Source organism: Bradyrhizobium sp. Ec3.3, assembly GCF_000472925.1.
Taxonomy (GTDB): Bacteria; Pseudomonadota; Alphaproteobacteria; order Rhizobiales; family Xanthobacteraceae; genus Bradyrhizobium.
This window is the reverse complement of the sequence record NZ_AXAS01000072.1, coordinates 1-16,697: the sequence shown is the minus strand read 5'-3', so window position 1 is coordinate 16,697 and position 16,697 is coordinate 1. Positions and strand designations below refer to the sequence as shown.

The window sequence follows — 16,697 nt, the reverse complement described above, 5'->3', positions numbered from 1 at the left end:
GCGGCCACGCGAACTGGGAGACGACGGTAGCAGTTCGGAAATCGAAGTGCTCGCGATGCGTTTTGGAACACGAGGGAAGCAGTCCCGGGGCGCACGCTGCAACTCCAGTCATGATATGTTACTCGAGTGTCGATCGAAGAAGCGCAATAATCCTAAAAGTTACGGACCCGGCTCCGCCATGCGTTTCGGGCAATCAGTAGTACTCTTTTCATACCGTTTTCCATGATAGGCGCAGGATTTTAGCGCTTCTTTACTTCCCATTGCGGGAATTATGCGCAGAAATCCCGCTATAGACAGGTAGTTCCAGCGATTCCGGACAAATGAGGGGCGCTCAGGTTAGCCTAGAGAGCCCAGCAAGTGGAGGCGCGAAATCGTTCACCAACGGCAGGACGGCGTCCGGGCGAAGCCGCGCGCAATGACGTGGAGCTGGGTTCGGTGCGGCCCGATGGGCGTAATTGTCTGGAGTTGCCTGAAGAATGCATGCTTATGTGAGGTGTTTGTGAAGCGGGGCATGCCGAGGCGAGAGGGGCGAGTCTTTGGCCTGTCGGCTGAACCCGCCCGGCTTCGAAAGAGGCAATGACAGCAACAGCGTCACAGTGGCTCGTTCTTTCCCGTGTGCGGGCTGAATGCAAGTTGCTACGGCGGGGCCGTTCAACATTCCAGAGTGTCAAATGCGCTATTCAGGTTTCTCTCTAATTGCTCAATCCTTAAAGGGGCATGCCGGCTGGGGGCCAGCTTGGCGTGACGCTTCACCAAAATCAACTTATGACGTTGTGATCATTGGCGGCGGCGGCCACGGTCTTGCTACAGCCTACTATTTGGCTAGTCGCTACGGTGTCAGCAATGTGGCGGTGATCGAGAAGGGCTATATTGGTTCTGGGAATGCCGGTCGCAACACGACCATCATTCGTTCGAACTATCTCCTGTCCGAAAATATCCCCTTTTTCGAATCGTCGATGAAGCTCTGGGAGGGGCTTGAGCAAGAGCTGAACTACAATGCGATGGTCAGTCAGCGTGGCGCATTGCTCCTCTGTCATTCGGACGCTCAGCGCGATGCCTTCGCACGGCGCGGCAACGCAATGCGCCTCGCCGGTGTAGATGCTGAGATCATGGAGGTCGAGCAGATACGGGCCATGCTGCCCTTCCTGGACTATGAGAATGCTCGCTTTCCAATACGCGGCGGGTTGATGCAGTGGCGCGCCGGCACTGCCCGGCATGACGCGGTTGTCTGGGGTTACGCGCGAGCGGCTGACGCGCGCGGTGTCGACATAGTGCAGAATTGTGAAGTCACCGGAATCTCAGTTGAGAATGGCCGTGTTGTCGGCGTTGATACGACGCGCGGGCAGATCAAGGCGAAAAAGGTTGCGTTGGCCGTCGCGGGTAATTCGTCGCGCGTTGCCGCTATGGCCGGGCTACGTCTGCCGATTGAGAGTCATGTGCTCCAGGCGTTTGTTTCGGAAGGGCTCAAGCCTTTGCTCAATTGCGTGCTGACCTTTGGAGCGGGCCATCTCTACATCAGTCAATCGGATAAAGGTGGGCTCGTCTTCGGCGGCGGTATCGACGGGTACAATTCTTACGCCCAACGCGGGAACCTCCCGACGATTGAAGATGTAATGGAGGCGGCTATGGGCTTGTGGCCCGCCTTGGGCCGAGTGCGCGTGCTGCGTCACTGGGGCGGTATCATGGATATGTCGATGGACGGCTCGCCGATCATTGATCATACGTCGGTCCAAGGGCTCTACATCAATGCGGGCTGGTGCTACGGCGGCTTCAAGGCAACGCCGGCCTCCGGGATGTGCTTGGCTCATCTGGTGGCCAAGGACGAGCCGCACCCCGTCGCAGCCGCGTATCGGCTCGACCGCTTCGCCACAGGTCGTCTGATCGATGAAAGAGGCATGGGCGCCCAACCGAATCTGCACTGATGGAATTTTGATCCAATGCGCATTGCATGCCCCCACTGTGGACTGCGTGACCTCCAGGAGTTTACCTACCTGGGCGATGCGAGTCCGTCACGCCCCGATGGCCTCGCCGCGACTGAAAGCGCGATGTTCGATTACGTTTATTTGCGCGAGAATCCTCGCGGTCTTCTCGAAGAATTGTGGTTCCACAACGCCGGTTGCCGCGCATGGCTTGCCGTGTGCCGCGATACTTTGACCCACACGATCCAGTCTGTGGTGCCCGCCAACAAGCGGAAGAAAGGAGCTGCAGCATGAGCAAGCAGCCACTCCGTCTTCCCAATGGTGGGCTCGTCGACCGTGCCAGGACACTGTCCTTCCGTTTCGACGGCAAGAGCTATGATGGGCACGCGGGCGACACGCTCGCATCGGCTCTGCTCGCCAACGGCGTGGGTCTCATGGGCCGCTCTTTCAAGTACCACCGTCCGCGAGGTCTCTTGTCGGCTGGCCCTGAGGAGCCGAACGCCCTTGTCGAATTGCGCGCCGGGGCACGCCGTGAGCCGAACACACGAGCAACCATGGTCGAACTGTTCCAGAATCTGGAGGCGACCAGTCAGAACCGTTGGCCATCGCTGCGGTTCGATGTCCTGTCAGTAAATGGCCTCGCCGGGCCTGCCTTGGTTGCCGGGTTCTACTACAAGACCTTCATGTGGCCTGCCGCTTTCTGGGAGAAACTCTACGAGCCGCTTATCCGCCGCGCCGCCGGACTAGGACGCGCCGCTGAATTCGAGGATCCCGACCACTACGAGAAGGCATTTGCGTTTTGCGACGTTCTGGTGATTGGGGCCGGCCCCGCGGGACTGTCGGCGGCTCTCACAGCGGGCCGCAGTGGCGCCCGTGTTATTATCTGTGATGAGGATTTTCAGCTCGGCGGGCGTCTTCTGGCCGAAAGGCGTGAGATCGATGGGCGTGCAGCCGCTGATTGGCTTGCGACTACGCTGGCCGAACTCGCCAGCCTTTCTGAAGTGCGCATCATGCCGCGCACTAGCGTGTACGGACTCTATGATCATGGTATCTATGGCGCCGTCGAACGCGTGAGCGACCACGTCGCGGTGCCGCCGCCGCATCAGCCGCGCCAGCGTGGTTGGCGAATTTACGCGAAACGTGCAGTCCTTGCCGCCGGGGCGCTCGAACGCCCGATCGTCTTCGCGGGAAATGACCTCCCGGGTGTTATGCTGGCCGGCGCCGTGCGCGCATATGTCAACCGCTTCGCAGTGTTGCCTGGCCGAAAGGCGGTTATTTTCACCTCAGGAGACAGTGGCTGGGCAACTGTACGCGATCTCGCCGAAGTCGGGGCCCATGTGGCGGCGGTTGTTGATTCGCGCAGCGAGATCAAACCAGAATTCAAATCGCTCGCCTCGCGCGTCGGTGCACGCGTGTTCGCAGGCAGTGTCGTCGAAGCGACCCGGGGAGGGCGCGCCTTGCGTGGCATCACCGTTCGCGACGCTTCGGGCAAGCGCACTGCGTTGGCTTGCGATATACTTGCAGTCTCAAACGGCTGGAACCCAACGCTCCATCTTACCTCACACCAGAACGGCAAGCCCGTTTGGGATGAGGAAATCCAAGCCTTCGTGCCAGGCGTACTGCCGCCCGGGCTCTCGGTCGCCGGCAGCGCCGCCGGTCGCTTCACACTTGCCGAGGCGCTGCAAGACGGCGCGCGGCTCGGCCGTGAGGCCGCGTCCGAGGCCGGTTTCGCCATGGCAGCGGCTCAGCCCGCTCCCACGACGGATGCGGAGGCGAGCGAGTTGAAGCCGATCTGGCGCGTGAAGGGCCGAAAAGGCAAAGCCTTCGTAGATTTGCAGAACGACGTTACCGATAAAGACGTAGAGCTCGCGGCGCGGGAAGGCTTTCGCTCGGTTGAACACCTCAAGCGCTACACGACCCTCGGTATGGCGACCGATCAAGGTAAAACCTCCAACCTCTCTGGTCTTGCGCTCATGGCCGAGCAGACGGGGAAGGCGATTTGCGACACGGGCACGACGACCTTCCGCCCGCCTTACACGCCGGTGGCAATCGGCGCGCTCGCCGGGCATCACCGTGGCAAGGATTTCCGGCCGGTACGCCTGACGCCGACGCATGATTGGTCGCGCGAGCAGGGAGCCGTCTTTTTGGAAACCGGCCAATGGCTGCGTGCACAATACTATCCGAAATTCACCGACAAGGACTGGCTGTCCACGGTCAACCGCGAGGTGCTTGCCACGCGTGGCGGCGTCGGCATCTGCGATGTCTCGACGCTCGGTAAGATCGACCTCCAGGGAACTGATGCAGCCGAGTTCTTGGAGCGCGTGTACATCAATGCTTGGAAGACGCTGCCGATCGGTAAGGCCCGGTACGGACTGATGCTGCGCGAGGATGGCTTCGTCATGGACGATGGTACCACCTCACGCCTCGGCGAAAATCACTTCCTGATGACCACAACGACGATCAATGCGACCAAGGTGATGCAGCATCTGGAATTCTGCCATCAGGTGCTTTGGCCGCATCTCGACGTGCGGATGGTCTCGGTGTCTGAGCAATGGGCTCAGGTCGCGGTCGCCGGTCCGAGATCGCGCGAGGTGCTGCGAGGTATAGTCGACGCCAAGCACGACATTTCCAATGAGGCCTTCCCCTATTTGGCGGCGCGCGAAATCTCCGTTGGAGGAGGCATTCCAGCCCGCTTGTTCCGGATTTCCTTTTCGGGCGAGTTGGCCTATGAGCTCGCGGTCCCGGCAGACTATGGCCAGGCAATGATGCGTGCGCTGATGGCGGCCGGCCAGGCGTTTGGTATCACGCCCTACGGGTTGGATGCGATGAGCGTCATGCGCATCGAGAAAGGGCACGTGATCGGCAGCGAACTCAATGGTCAAACCACCGTTCGTGATCTTGGCCTTGCGAAGATGATGTCCTCCAAAAAGGATTTCATCGGACGCCTGATGGCGAAACGCGAAGCGCTCGTACAATCCGATCGGCCAACGCTCGTCGGCTTCAAGCCGATCGATAAAGGAAAGAGCCTGTCTGGCGGCGCGCACTTCGTCGGCATTCGTCGCGCAAACAAATTGGAGAACGACGAGGGCTATGTGACCTCCGTTGCCTACTCGCCCAACCTGCAGCACTGGATCGGTCTTGGCTTCCTGAAGAACGGGCCTGCCCGCATCGGCGAGCGTATTCGAGCCGTCGACCTCGTCCGTAATAGTGAGGTGGAGGTCGAGATTTGCTCGCCCGTCTTCTTTGACCACGAAGGTACCCGACTCCATGGATAAGCAAGAAACTTCCATTTGGCGCCCCCGCCGTCCTTGGGCTGGCTTCGCCGAGGCGGGGCAGATCGGAGAAAGCCGCGAGCCTGGTATCACTGCAGTGACATTAGAGGGATTGGGTTTCGCGACCTTGATCGCGGGCACCAGCTCGGAAAAACTGGAACGTGCCACCAAACGGCTTTTGGGTCTCGATCTGCCGCGCGAGCCCTGCGCTGCTCTGTCGGACACTCACGGGCTGGTCTGGTCTGGTCCAGATCAGTGGTTGCTGCTTGCGCGAAAGCGAACGGGCTTCTCTGACCTGCTCGTGTCGCTCTCGGTTGATGCCGCCGTCAGCGAACAGAGCCACGGTCGTTCAGCTCTTCGTTTGTCAGGAAAGCGCGTGCGCGACGTCCTCGCGAAGGGCTCTATGGTCGATGTCCATCAAGCTGCATTTCCCGTTGGGACAGCCGCGTTGACTAGCTTTGCTCATATTGGCGTACAGTTCTGGCGAACGCAGGATGGCCCCGATGGGGCCGCGTTCGAAATCCTCATCGCGCGCAGCATGGCCGGCAGCTTTTGGTCGTGGCTCGCCGCCTCAGCCGCAGAATTCGGTTTTTGCGTGACAATCGACCAAGCTTAGCAGGGCAAGGTGCTTCGTTCCTTTTGCCTCACTTGCTTATCGCTGGAGGAAAGTCTCCTTGGGATACAGGTATGTCTGACCGCTTCATGATGCTCGCTTTGTCCTGTCCTGATCGTGCCGGAATCGTCTCGGCCATCTCGACCGCTCTGTTCGAAGCCGGGTGCAACATCATCGACGCTCAGCAATTCGACGACACGGAAACAAGTCGCTTCTTCATGCGCGTGGTCTTTGAACGGCTGCAAGAAGCGAGATCGCAGGCCGACATTGGTGCGTCAATTGCGGATCTGGCCAAACGCTTCAGCATGACTTTCACATTGAGCTACAGCTCCGCAAAAAAGCGTGTGATGCTGCTCGTCTCGAAGTTCGACCATTGCCTGGCCGATCTGCTCTATCGCTGGCGAATCGGCGAGCTTCCGATGGAGGTGACCGCGATCGTTTCCAATCACGGGCGCGAGCATCTGGCCTCTACCGACCTTGGGGAGATCCCATTTTTCCATTTACCTGTGACGAAGCAGAATAAGATGGAACAAGAAGCGCGTATTTGGGAGCTGGTGCAAGAGACCGAAACGGATCTCGTCATCCTCGCGCGTTACATGCAGATTCTGTCGGATGGGCTTTCAGCCAAGTTGTCGGGCCGCTGCATCAACATTCACCACTCATTTCTACCAGGCTTCAAGGGAGCAAAGCCCTATCACCAGGCCCATGAACGAGGTGTCAAGTTGATCGGTGCGACAGCGCATTATGTCACCTCCGATCTCGATGAGGGTCCGATCATTGAACAGGATGTCGAGCGGATTACTCATAACGACACGCCAGAGGATCTCGTCCGCAAAGGCCGCGACATTGAAAGGCGCGTACTCGCCCGGGCAGTGCGCCATCACCTCGAGGATCGCGTGATGTTGAATGGCAGGAGAACTGTTGTCTTCACAGGCTGAATCGAATTTTTGCGAATCTGATGATCGATGCTCGTTTGCGAACTGGCCACTCGACCGTTTCCGCTTCAGACTGAATTTCTGACATGAGCGTCTAGTTTGTTCTGAATAAGGACAGCTGACAAATCCGGTTATGGACGGACAATATCATTCCCGATTTCTGCTCGAACGAATACTCAAATCGAGTTGCGGGTGGGCTGCTTAGGTCCATCTGCGCGGTGCCACAAGCGAGCGAGCTGGCCGCTGAATCCTTGCGGTCGAATTGTTCGTCGAACAAGCATGATAACGTGGCTCATGTGAATGCTTGTGTGCACCTTGCGACCACGCTCCTCGCTTCGCTCCAACTTGGTTTCGCACTCCGCAGGTGCTGGAAAGTTGCCCGAATAGCGCCAGATGGATATTGCTCGGTTGAGACGCAAAACGCGCATAACCCGCAGAAATTATGCGCGGTCGCTGGAATTTTCGCCGCTATTGAGCGTCACGTTTCAGTTATGTTTTCGTCCATTAAGGCTTCCGGAGAAGGAGCTAGCGCCATACTCGGTGAAGCAGATTGGAACATGGATGCTCGCGGCGAAAGTGTGCTCTACGACCAATCGCGAGGTTGCGATCTCATCAATGAGGAGCGCGCGGAGTCCACGAGGTTCGGCTAGCCATTGACGGCTGTGCAAGACTTCGGTGGATGCGCAGGGATCCTGCTGGCTAACAATAGCTCCGGCAACCAGAGATCTGCGCTGAGCTGAACGTCGACTCGAAAGTGGTTGAGGAATGCCGTCCCTTATTTGTAGGGGAGGGCTTGAGAGTTGCTGTATTAAAAACACGAAGGGGGACACGATGCCAAGAAATTCTGATCTTCTAAGTAGCCTTCGCTCCCGCCTTACGCCTCTTGAGAATCATCTGATCGACGGCTACGTCGATGGCAGGGTGAATCGTCGAGAGTTCTTGCGGCACGGCAGCGTACTAGGCCTCTCCTTGCCGTTGCTTGGGCGTCTTTCGCTGGCGGCCGGCCTCGGTGCTGTGCCGACGATGGCTCGCGCGGGCGTCCAGCCCGGCGCCACCATTCGGGTCGGCTGCGCTACTCCGGTTTCGATGGACCCGGTCCGCCTGGGCAGCCCGGGCGGGGTACTCCTGGTGATGCAGGTTGGCGAGTTTCTGTGCATCAACGAGCCGGATCGGGTCCTGTCGCCGTGTCTCGCGACAAGCTGGAAACCAAACCAAGACGGCACGGTGTGGACCTTCGTGCTACGCAAGGGAGTCAAATTCCATTCTGGCGGAGAGATGAAGGCCGATGACGTAGTTGCCACGTTCGATCGTCTCGCCGACCCGAACTCAGCCTCACCCGCGCTATCGGCGTTCAGGGGCATCCTGCAGAAAGGAGCAACGCGTAAACTGGACGACTACACCATCGAATTTCATCTCGATAGTCCGATCGGAAACTTCCCCTACTTGGTATCAAGTGACAACTACAACACGGTCATCTTGCCGGCGTCCTATGCTGGCGATTTCGAGACCACGTGGGACGGAACGGGACCCTTCAAGATCGAAAAGTTTGACAGAAGGCGGGGCGCGAGCTTCGTTCCCTTTGAAGACTATTGGGGACCGAAAACTCTGCCGGCCCGAACGGAGTTCGTCTTTTACGACGATATTCAGCCGCAGATCCTTGCGCTGCAGGGCGGACAGATTGACGTTATAAATACGGCTTCTGCGTTGGATAGCGTAGCGCTGATGAACGATCCAGCGATCGACATCCTCGCGATCAAGTCCTCGGGGCACATGAGCATCCACATGCGCTGCGATATTGAGCCGTTTAATGATCCGCGGATTCGACGAGCGGTGGCGCTTTGTATCGACCGAGAAAAGCTCGTGAAAGGGTTGATGAAGGGGCAGGCGATTATCGGCAATGACAGCCCCTTCGCCCCAATCTATCCATCGACCGACCCGACGGTGCCACAGCGCATGCGGGACGTCGCGCAGGCTAAGGAACTGATGAAGGCTGCAGGGATGGAAAAGGGATTCCAAGCTAAAATTACCCTTCCCAAACAGAGTGAGCTTCCGGCTTACGCGCAGTTGGTCCAGGCCTGGGTAAAGGAGATCGGCATTGACTTGCAACTGCAAGTGTTGGATTGGAAATCCTACGCTGGCGACGCAAAGTACGGTTCATCGCCCTGGCTCGATGTCCCAATGGGTATGATGACGTGGGGTAACCGCGGGGTGCCAAACGTCTATCTCGCCAGTTCACTCATGAGTACCGGCACCTGGAACTCAGCGCATTTCAAGAACGAGCAATTCGACACGCTGACCAAAGGCTATATTGCCGCGCTTGATCTTGAGGCGCAGCGCGCGACTGCGGGCAAAATTCAGCGGCTCATGCTCGAAGAGACGCCGGGAGTTTATGCTTACTTCTGGAGCTATCTCAGTCCAGTCAAGAAGGGCGTTGTTGGCGTGAAGCCAAACGCGATGGGTCAGTTGTTCCTTCAAGGGGCCGGAAAAGCGTAGGCGAGGACGTACCGGGCGGGCCGTGGGCCCGCCCGGTTTCCATCTTACCGTGCGCTCCATTATCTATACTAACACCTGTCTCAGGGAGTCGCAAGATCACGCGTTTTATCATCCGCCGCCTCGCGTTCACTTTGGTCACGCTCTTTATCCTGAGCGTGATGGTGTTCCTCGGCAGCCAAGTTCTTCCCGGCAGCGTTGCTCTGTCTATTCTTGGGCCCGAAGCCGACCCTCGTTCGGTGGAATTGCTCAATCACCAATTGGGCGTCGACCGGCCTCTCCTGGTGCAATGGTTCGGGTGGATATGGCATTTTCTGCACGGTGACATGGGCCTCTCCTACGTCCATCAAGCTCCTGTATCCCCTATGGTGATGCAGGCGCTTGGGTATTCGCTTAAGCTCGCGGCGGTTGCTCTGCTTCTCGTCGTGCCGCTCGGAATCGTGGGCGGAGTAGTGGCAGCTCTGAAAGTAAATCGGCCGCTCGACCGGATCATCAGCCTCGGCGGACTCTCGGCAACGGTATTGCCGGAATTCGTCAGTGGCATCATCCTGATCCTGGTTTTAGGAATCTGGCTACATTGGCTGCCCATTTCTGCCGCTTGGCCGAACGGTGCAGATCCGTTGACCCAGATCTACTACCTGGTCCTTCCCTCACTCCCGCTCGTGCTTGTCCTGTTTGGCTACATCTCTCGCATGGCCCGCGCGGGCATGATTGAAGCTGTCGAATCGGATTACACGCGTACTGCCGTTCTTAAAGGCTTGACTTGGGGGCAAGTTGTCTGGCGACACGTGCTCAGAAATGCGCTCCTGCCGACGGTCACAGTTGTTGTCACTCAGGCCGGTTACTTGATGGGTGGCTTGGTCGTGATCGAGACGCTGTTCCGCTATCCAGGCATTGGTTCGCTGATCTTCACGGCAGCCACCCAGAAGGATTTCCCGATACTGGAGTCCGGGGTGTTCGTCGTTGGCACCATCTTTACGATGACGACCTTCCTCGCCGATCTTTCGTACTCCGTCCTCAATCCGCGCATAAGGATGGGGACCGGCCAATGACAAGCATCGCTGCTGCACCCCACGCCCGGCGCAAGGAGCTCTTGGCGGCGCTGCTCCGCTCTGGCTCCTTCCTGACTGGCGTGATCATCGTGCTTTTCTGGATAGCCTGCGCTCTCTTCGGCCGTCACTTCGTTCCGTACGATCCATTGGCAGAAGACATCCTGGACTCGCTTGCGCAGCCCTCGGCGCAGCACTGGTTTGGCACGGATCCGCTCGGCCGCGATATATTCTCCCGCTTCATCGTCGGCTCGCGCGACATTCTGACTGTCGCGCCTCTTGCCACCGTCTTGGGGACATTGATCGGAACCGCGCTCGGCCTTCTCACCGGCTATTTCCGCGGGATCGTAGATGATGTCGTTTCGCGCCTGTTCGAAGCATTCATGGCGATGCCGACAATAATCGTTGCTCTTCTCGCGATAGTCGCGCTCGGAACCTCGAAGACAACTGTGATTATTGTCATTGGTCTGGCCTTCGCTCCGAGTATCGCCCGCACCGTCCGCTCCGCCGTCCTGTCAGAGCGGGAATTGGACTATGTCGCCGCCGCCAAACTCCGCAGAGAGAATGCCGCACATATCATGTTTGTCGAAATCCTACCCAATGTCTTGCCTCCCGTCGTTGTTGAATCGACGGTACGTCTCAGCTACGCCATCTTCGGCGTGGCGACGCTGAGCTTTCTCGGCTTTGGCTTGCAGCCCCCTTCGCCTGACTGGGGTCTCTCCATCTCCGCAAACTATGGCATGATAGCGGGCGGTTATTGGTGGACGGTGCTGTTTGACGCCCTTGCCATTGCTAGTCTTGTGATCGGCGTCAATCTGATAGCCGATGGGCTGCACGGTGCGCTCGATGCCTGAATCTGCGCTTCGTTTCGACCGTCTTTCCGTCGCCTATCGCGTCGGCGGACAGGACCGCGCTGTGCTGCGAGACCTCAGCTTGAAAATCGCGCGTGGTGAAGCTTATGGCCTGGTTGGCGAATCGGGCTGCGGCAAGTCCACCGTTGCGCTAACGGCAGTGCGTTACCTGCCGCGGAATGGCAGGATCATCAGCGGATCGGTCGCGCTCGATGGTGCCGATGTGATGCGGCTTGATAAGGATGCGCTCCGCACGCTCAGGGCCAAGACCGTATCGATGGTGTATCAAGACCCAGGCAAAGCGCTCAATCCGTCGATCCGAATCGGCTCCCAAGTCGCTGAGGTGTTCGAGGTAATGGGCCTGCCGCCCGCAGAGCGCAAGACCCGCGCGTTCGAGATGCTGAAGAAGGTTAGGATCGCCGATCCGGCCTCGGTCATGCAACGCTATCCACATCAGCTCTCGGGCGGCATGCAACAGCGCGTGGCGATTGCCATGGCGCTCGCTTCCGATCCGACGATGCTGATACTTGACGAACCGACGACCGGTCTTGACTCCACGGTGGAAGCGGAAGTTCTTGATCTCGTCACGGACCTTCGCCGCGAGTTTGGCGCCTCGATCCTCTTCATCAGCCATAATCTTGCCGTCGTGGCCAAGATGTGCGACCGCGTTGGCGTCCTTTACGCTGGAATGCTGGTTGAGGAAGGTCCGACGGAGCGGATTTTCACGGCGCCCCGTCACCCCTATACGGTAGCCCTTCTGCGTTGTCTTCCCCGCGGCGGTCAGCGCAAGGATCAGGGCCGGCTCGATACCATTCCAGGCATCCTGCCGAGCCCCGGCGCACGTCTGCCTGGCTGCCCGTTCGCGGAGCGGTGCGCCATTGCCGATGCCCGCTGCGTCTCGGAGCTCCCACCTCTTCGCGATCTCGGGGGGCGGTTTGCGCGTTGCCACTACCCGGAGCGAGCAGTCCAGTTGCCGCGCGCCACGCCGGCGGAGGCTGCTGTGCCGAACGTTCGCGCGATCGCGGATCCGGTTCTGAAAATCGCGAACGTATCTAAAACCTACGGCCAGGGTGACCATCGGATCCGCGCGGTATCAGATGTTTCGCTCACCCTGATGGCGGGCGAGACGTTGGGCCTTGTCGGCGAATCTGGCTCCGGCAAGACGACGTTCGCGCGAATGCTGCTCGGTATCGTGCCACCCGATCCTGGCGGTCGGATCGAGCTTGACGGTAAGCCACTTGCCCCAAGCTTGGGACATCGGACACCGGAGCAAATCAAGGCAGTCCAGATCGTATTTCAGAATCCGGATTCGGCACTCAACCGCGCCCATACCGTCGCTCGCATCGTTGGTCGGGCGCTCCGCAGACTCGCTGGTTTGCGCGGCGCAGAACTCACGCGCCGACTAGACGGGCTCATCGAGGCCGTGCGGCTCACGCCGCGCCACCTGACGCTCCGTCCCCGCCAACTCTCGGGCGGCCTAAAACAGCGCGTAGCGATCGCCAGAAGCTTTGCCGGCGATCCCCGGGTCGTGGTCTGCGACGAACCGACATCGGCCCTAGATGTCTCGGTCCAGGCGGCGGTCCTCAACCTGCTCGCGGAGCTTCAGAGCACGCATGCCGTGAGCTATGTCCTCATATCCCACGACCTCGGCATAGTGCGCTATCTCTCCGACCGGATTGCCGTTCTCTACCTCGGTCGGATCATGGAAATCGGCCCTTCCGAGCAGGTATTCCAAGGCCCGCATCACCCTTATACCGAGGCGCTCCTGTCGGCAGTACCGGACCTCGACGGCACCCGAAAGTCGCGCATCCGGCTCACGGGCGAAATTCCCTCCGCCGCCAATCCGCCGTCCGGCTGCGTCTTTCAAAGCCGGTGCCCGCGAAAGCTTGGCGCGATCTGCGAGACGACCGAGCCGCCCTTGAACGAAGCGACGCCACTTCATCTCATTCGCTGCCATATTCCGGCAGCCGAACTTGAGAATCTTCAGCGTCGACCAAACTCGGGCGCGCGAGATTTGATTCGAGCCGAAAGTTCCTAGTGTTCTGTCCCGTAAGTTCGTATCATAATAATTGCATAGGTTTCGGGTATCCTGATCGAAGGAGATACCCGATGCGCACTAGACGCCCGAAGGCGATGCTGACGATTTCCAGCGACGAACGCACGCAGCTCACGGGCATAACACGATCGCGCTCGCTCCCTGCGGCGCTGACGCTGCGAGCAAAGATCGTGCTGGCCTGCGAACGTGAGCCGAGCAACGCCGTCGTTGCGACGCGGCTTGGCGTCGGCCCCCATACGATCGGCAAATGGCGCAATCGCTTCATCGCAAATCCGATCGAGGGGCTCTACGACGGATGCGTACCGGCAGGCCCCGCACGGTTGAGGATGAGGCTGTGGCCGAGCTGATCACCAAGACGCTCGCTCGCAAGCCCAAAGCTGCAACCCATTGGAGCGTGCGCGCGATCGTGTGGAAAGGCTGAACACGCAGGTCGCCAATACGGCGATACTGATCAACCGCCGAGGGGAAATCGTTTTGACCTACCGCAAAACACACCTCTGCGCCGAGTACAATGAGACCGTGGCTTACGTACCCGGGAGTGCAATCGACGTCGTTCCGATCGAGGGGATCAGGTCGGAGTCATGATCTGTTTCGATAGACACTTCCCTGAAGTCGCGCGGACGATACGGCTCAAAGGAGCAGATCTCATCCTACATCCCACGGCAACTACTTGGTTCAGTTCGCGGTCGACGCAGAACAGCATCAATACGGCCATGATGAGGATCGATGATTTGTCCTTAGCGTCAACCGGGCAAACGACGGCGGGGGCAGCGCACTGTTCGGACCTGGCGGTCAGGTGATCACGTCGCTGGCTCGGGCGAGGAAATGCCTTATTGCGATTTGGATCTGAGTTTGATTTGCGGATTCCTGCGGCAATACTCGACAAAGCCGTCAATCCCTGTGCCAGTACTCTGAATCCATTTAAGTGAAGTCAGCCGGGCAAGGACCTGGTCAGGGCATTGGAAGGTGAACAGCACGTCAACATCGGCAAGCTGTTCTTGGTCGAGCAGGCAGCCAGTCATGTCCTCGATGCGAAAATGCTTGCACAGCATGTCCACATACTCACGGCATTTCGGGTGGTAATATCACAACCTGAAGGCACGACCCGTCCGCGCGAAACACGTCGATGAGACAATAACGAGTTCCTTCACCTTTCTCGGCCAATTAGCTCTCCTCCTGTACGCGTGGTGCGGCGTCGCTCGTTCGTAAGCAACCCTGCGCGGAACTGTAAGGGACCGTCCAAGCTAAGATGCCGCACGCACCGCGCGGGCGGGTGGAAGTAACCGCATCGACGCAGCGTTTTGACACCGCGGCCCTTACTTTCTCAGCAGCTGTTAGAAAAGGTGAGCTTTCGGGTATGTCTTTGAGGTTCGGTTGTCAGTGATTATTCCCGGCCAATCGTTCCTGATTGTTGCCTTTCAGCAACCGCTTCTCGCGGCGCGATAGCTGAACACTGACTTCGGGTACGCTACCGACGGACCCCGGGCAACGTTTTCGAGAGGAGCGCGGTGGAAGCCTATCAGTGTTCCTCAGCGAGCCAATTGAAAGCGCAACATTCGGACATTAAGCTTGCTTGCAGAACACCGCGAGGACATCCAGCACGGTCTTCATCGGCACCGGCTCCCCAATCAATCGGTTGACGCTCTGAGTTGACGCACGAGCCGCCGCGAGCACAATTTGACCGGTGCTCGTGGCCGCCAAACATTTCAGCGGGGAGGGGGCGGCCCCTGACCCCTACCTGCAAAATTGAGCGCATCTTTGCTGCTGTGTGTTTCCTTTATTGTCGCTCCGCCTCTTCAACACCACACCAGTTTGTCGCAAACAGCGCCAAAGTCTTTGTTACACGGCGAAGAGAAGCTAGATTCACTCGTTCATCAATACCATGATGATTTTGAGATATCGGGCCATAAACAAGCGATGTAATCCCGCCATGCGCCGCAAACACCGCGGCATCTAAATAAGCAGTCACTACAGATTCTGGGAGTTCACTGCCCTCGTGAACTAGCTTGTGCGCCGTCCTAAGGCAGCCTTCAGCCTCACTACCTCGAGGCAATATGTAACCATCATTCAGATTGCCGACCCAGGTCAACGAGATTGAATTCTCGGCGCCGAAGGCAGGGTCGTTCAGGCTGATTTGTTTGATGAAGTTTTCAAATTCCGCAATGCGGTCTTCCTTTCTATCATTCGGATGGATCCCAATTCTGCCTTCTACTGCGCATTCACTGGGTAAACTTGCAATCCATTCCCCACCTGAGATAGTACCAATTGTAAGAGAAACAGGGTTTTCGATATCAGCGAAGTACGGTTGCTGACGAATTTCATCGATCCATTTACGCTCTAGGTCATGTAACCGCTCGATCAAGACCATCATCATTTTGATCGCACTCTTACCTAAAGCGGCTTGTCGAGGGTGTGCAGGTCGTCCGCGCGTGACAAGGCGGAACTTGAAAACGCCGGCATTAGCACGCACGAGGCGCTCCGCAGTGGGCTCGGCGCTGACAATTGCGTCGGCCGTAAAGCCTAGCGCGAGCGCGGTCGCAGCGCCATTTCCCGTGATCTCCTCCTCTACGACGGACTGAACTTGCACATCTCCCTGCAAAGCGAGGCCTGCGGCTTGGATCGCATCGAGCGCGAAGATTGACGCAGAGAGGCCAGCTTTCATATCTCCTGCCCCGCGACCGTAGAGCCAGTCGCCGTCTCGCCGCGGCTCGAACGGAGGAGAAGCCCAGCGTTCTACTGGACCAGTCGGCACCACGTCCAAGTGGGAGTTAAAGGCCAGCGATCGTCCACCGGGAGTTCGGCTTTTGCGAGAGCCTATGACGTTCCAACTGTCAGTATAATCAACAGTTGCGGGAGAAAAAGCCGGATGGACGCCTACAAGCGAGGCATCGGTTTGAAACCGCTTGACGAAATACCCCCGCTCTGTGAGCGCAGACTGAATAAAATCCTGCGCTAAGCCTTCTTGGTTGCGAAGCGTCGGATATCGAATCAACTTCCCGAGAAAATTGATCTGGTTGTCAAAGTTCCGATCAACCTCTGCCTGGATGCGCTCTTCAAAACTAGCCATTTCCGGTACCCGCTCCGCGCTTTATACGGCGAAGTCTCGCCGAGTGAGAATTCCATCGTACAGAATCTTCGAGCGATTTCTCCTTTGATTCGGGATTTTGGTGCACAAGTCGCGCATCGATAGCTCAAACTCGCAGAACTTCTGCGTTTAATTGATAGAATGCGATCAGCGGCATTGGCCTAGTGGCTCTGCACAGTGATTTTGACGTGTTGCGCGTCCGGCGGTCAGATTAGCTCCGGCAGGCTCTTGGGATCAACGAGGACCTCGATGCTGCGGGGTGTCCTTGGCTGCCGTCTGATTAGGCCAGCTCGTTCCAGAGTCAGCACCATCTGGTGAACCGAAGGCGGGCTGACGCGAAAATACTCTTGCATGTCGGTTTCCGCCGGGGCTCTGCGGTGCAGCCGCGTATAGAGGTGGATGAAGGCAAGGTATTGCCCCTGTTTGG

Annotated in this window: 13 protein-coding genes and 1 pseudogene; 11 read left to right on the top strand and 3 right to left on the bottom strand. The window is 58.3% G+C overall.

The annotated features are described in order from the left end of the window. Positions 1 to 671: 671 nt before the first annotated feature. The 11 genes and pseudogenes from YUU_RS0140090 to YUU_RS62970 form a co-directional block, all read left to right on the top strand. Entirely contained in the window at positions 672 to 1,922 is a 1,251-nt protein-coding gene (locus YUU_RS0140090) for a sarcosine oxidase subunit beta family protein (protein WP_027527311.1), read from the top strand. 15 nt (positions 1,923 to 1,937) lie between these two features. Continuing rightward, positions 1,938 to 2,213 carry a sarcosine oxidase subunit delta gene (locus tag YUU_RS57390; RefSeq protein WP_027527310.1) on the top strand — a complete coding sequence of 92 codons (276 nt, stop codon included), beginning with the start codon at positions 1,938 to 1,940 and terminating at the stop codon, positions 2,211 to 2,213. After that, positions 2,210 to 5,194: a sarcosine oxidase subunit alpha family protein gene (locus YUU_RS0140080; RefSeq protein ID WP_027527309.1), complete on the top strand. Its 2,985-nt coding sequence runs from the start codon at positions 2,210 to 2,212 to the stop codon at positions 5,192 to 5,194. The genes YUU_RS57390 and YUU_RS0140080 overlap by 4 nt, the downstream gene beginning before the upstream one ends. Then, on the top strand, positions 5,187 to 5,807 hold the full coding sequence (locus YUU_RS0140075) for a sarcosine oxidase subunit gamma (protein WP_027527308.1): 621 nt from the start codon (positions 5,187 to 5,189) through the stop codon (positions 5,805 to 5,807). The genes YUU_RS0140080 and YUU_RS0140075 overlap by 8 nt, the downstream gene beginning before the upstream one ends. Before the next feature lie 71 nt (positions 5,808 to 5,878). After that, on the top strand, positions 5,879 to 6,742 hold the full coding sequence (purU, locus tag YUU_RS0140070) for a formyltetrahydrofolate deformylase (RefSeq protein WP_027527307.1): 864 nt from the start codon (positions 5,879 to 5,881) through the stop codon (positions 6,740 to 6,742). A gap of 828 nt (positions 6,743 to 7,570) precedes the next feature. Further along, complete coding sequence (locus YUU_RS0140060) at positions 7,571 to 9,232, top strand: ABC transporter substrate-binding protein (RefSeq protein ID WP_027527306.1); 1,662 nt, start codon at positions 7,571 to 7,573, stop codon at positions 9,230 to 9,232. A gap of 95 nt (positions 9,233 to 9,327) precedes the next feature. Further along, on the top strand, positions 9,328 to 10,281 hold the full coding sequence (locus YUU_RS0140055; protein ID WP_027527305.1) for an ABC transporter permease: 954 nt from the start codon (positions 9,328 to 9,330) through the stop codon (positions 10,279 to 10,281). Next, entirely contained in the window at positions 10,278 to 11,132 is an 855-nt protein-coding gene (locus YUU_RS0140050; RefSeq protein WP_027527304.1) for an ABC transporter permease, read from the top strand. Before YUU_RS0140055 ends, YUU_RS0140050 begins: the two co-directional genes overlap by 4 nt. Then, on the top strand, positions 11,125 to 13,167 hold the full coding sequence (locus YUU_RS0140045; protein WP_027527303.1) for an ABC transporter ATP-binding protein: 2,043 nt from the start codon (positions 11,125 to 11,127) through the stop codon (positions 13,165 to 13,167). The genes YUU_RS0140050 and YUU_RS0140045 overlap by 8 nt, the downstream gene beginning before the upstream one ends. 71 nt (positions 13,168 to 13,238) lie before the next feature. Next, a complete protein-coding gene (locus tag YUU_RS0140040) occupies positions 13,239 to 13,532 on the top strand; it encodes a helix-turn-helix domain-containing protein (protein WP_027527302.1) in 294 nt (97 codons plus the stop codon). Positions 13,533 to 13,760: 228 nt separating this feature from the next. Next, positions 13,761 to 13,985: pseudogene (locus tag YUU_RS62970) on the top strand (nitrilase-related carbon-nitrogen hydrolase); the annotation flags it as partial. Between the two features lie 30 nt (positions 13,986 to 14,015). On the opposite strand, the gene YUU_RS0140025 reads toward YUU_RS62970, so the two are convergent. The 3 genes from YUU_RS0140025 to YUU_RS0140015 all read right to left on the bottom strand — a co-directional run. Then, positions 14,016 to 14,237 (bottom strand): hypothetical protein, encoded by a 222-nt coding sequence (locus YUU_RS0140025; RefSeq protein WP_027527300.1) that lies wholly within the window; start codon positions 14,235 to 14,237, stop codon positions 14,016 to 14,018. A 725-nt stretch (positions 14,238 to 14,962) separates the two neighbouring features. Further along, the gene (locus YUU_RS0140020) at positions 14,963 to 16,252 is read right to left on the bottom strand and encodes an ArgE/DapE family deacylase (RefSeq protein WP_027527299.1); all 1,290 of its coding nucleotides are present in this window, start codon (positions 16,250 to 16,252) and stop codon (positions 14,963 to 14,965) included. Positions 16,253 to 16,476: 224 nt separating this feature from the next. After that, on the bottom strand, positions 16,477 to 16,697 hold a 221-nt coding region (locus tag YUU_RS0140015; RefSeq protein ID WP_027527298.1), incomplete at its 5' end, for a LexA family transcriptional regulator.

Coding starts and splice junctions, on each gene's coding strand:
- YUU_RS0140020 (WP_027527299.1), bottom strand. CDS start 16,252: ATGGCTAGTTTTGAAGAGCGCATCCAGGCAGAGGTTGATCGGAACTTT.
- YUU_RS0140050 (WP_027527304.1), top strand. CDS start 10,278: ATGACAAGCATCGCTGCTGCACCCCACGCCCGGCGCAAGGAGCTCTTG.
- YUU_RS0140025 (WP_027527300.1), bottom strand. CDS start 14,237: ATGCTGTGCAAGCATTTTCGCATCGAGGACATGACTGGCTGCCTGCTC.
- YUU_RS0140090 (WP_027527311.1), top strand. CDS start 672: ATGCGCTATTCAGGTTTCTCTCTAATTGCTCAATCCTTAAAGGGGCAT.
- YUU_RS0140045 (WP_027527303.1), top strand. CDS start 11,125: ATGCCTGAATCTGCGCTTCGTTTCGACCGTCTTTCCGTCGCCTATCGC.
- purU (WP_027527307.1), top strand. CDS start 5,879: ATGTCTGACCGCTTCATGATGCTCGCTTTGTCCTGTCCTGATCGTGCC.
- YUU_RS0140075 (WP_027527308.1), top strand. CDS start 5,187: ATGGATAAGCAAGAAACTTCCATTTGGCGCCCCCGCCGTCCTTGGGCT.
- YUU_RS0140040 (WP_027527302.1), top strand. CDS start 13,239: ATGCGCACTAGACGCCCGAAGGCGATGCTGACGATTTCCAGCGACGAA.
- YUU_RS0140080 (WP_027527309.1), top strand. CDS start 2,210: ATGAGCAAGCAGCCACTCCGTCTTCCCAATGGTGGGCTCGTCGACCGT.
- YUU_RS0140060 (WP_027527306.1), top strand. CDS start 7,571: ATGCCAAGAAATTCTGATCTTCTAAGTAGCCTTCGCTCCCGCCTTACG.
- YUU_RS57390 (WP_027527310.1), top strand. CDS start 1,938: ATGCGCATTGCATGCCCCCACTGTGGACTGCGTGACCTCCAGGAGTTT.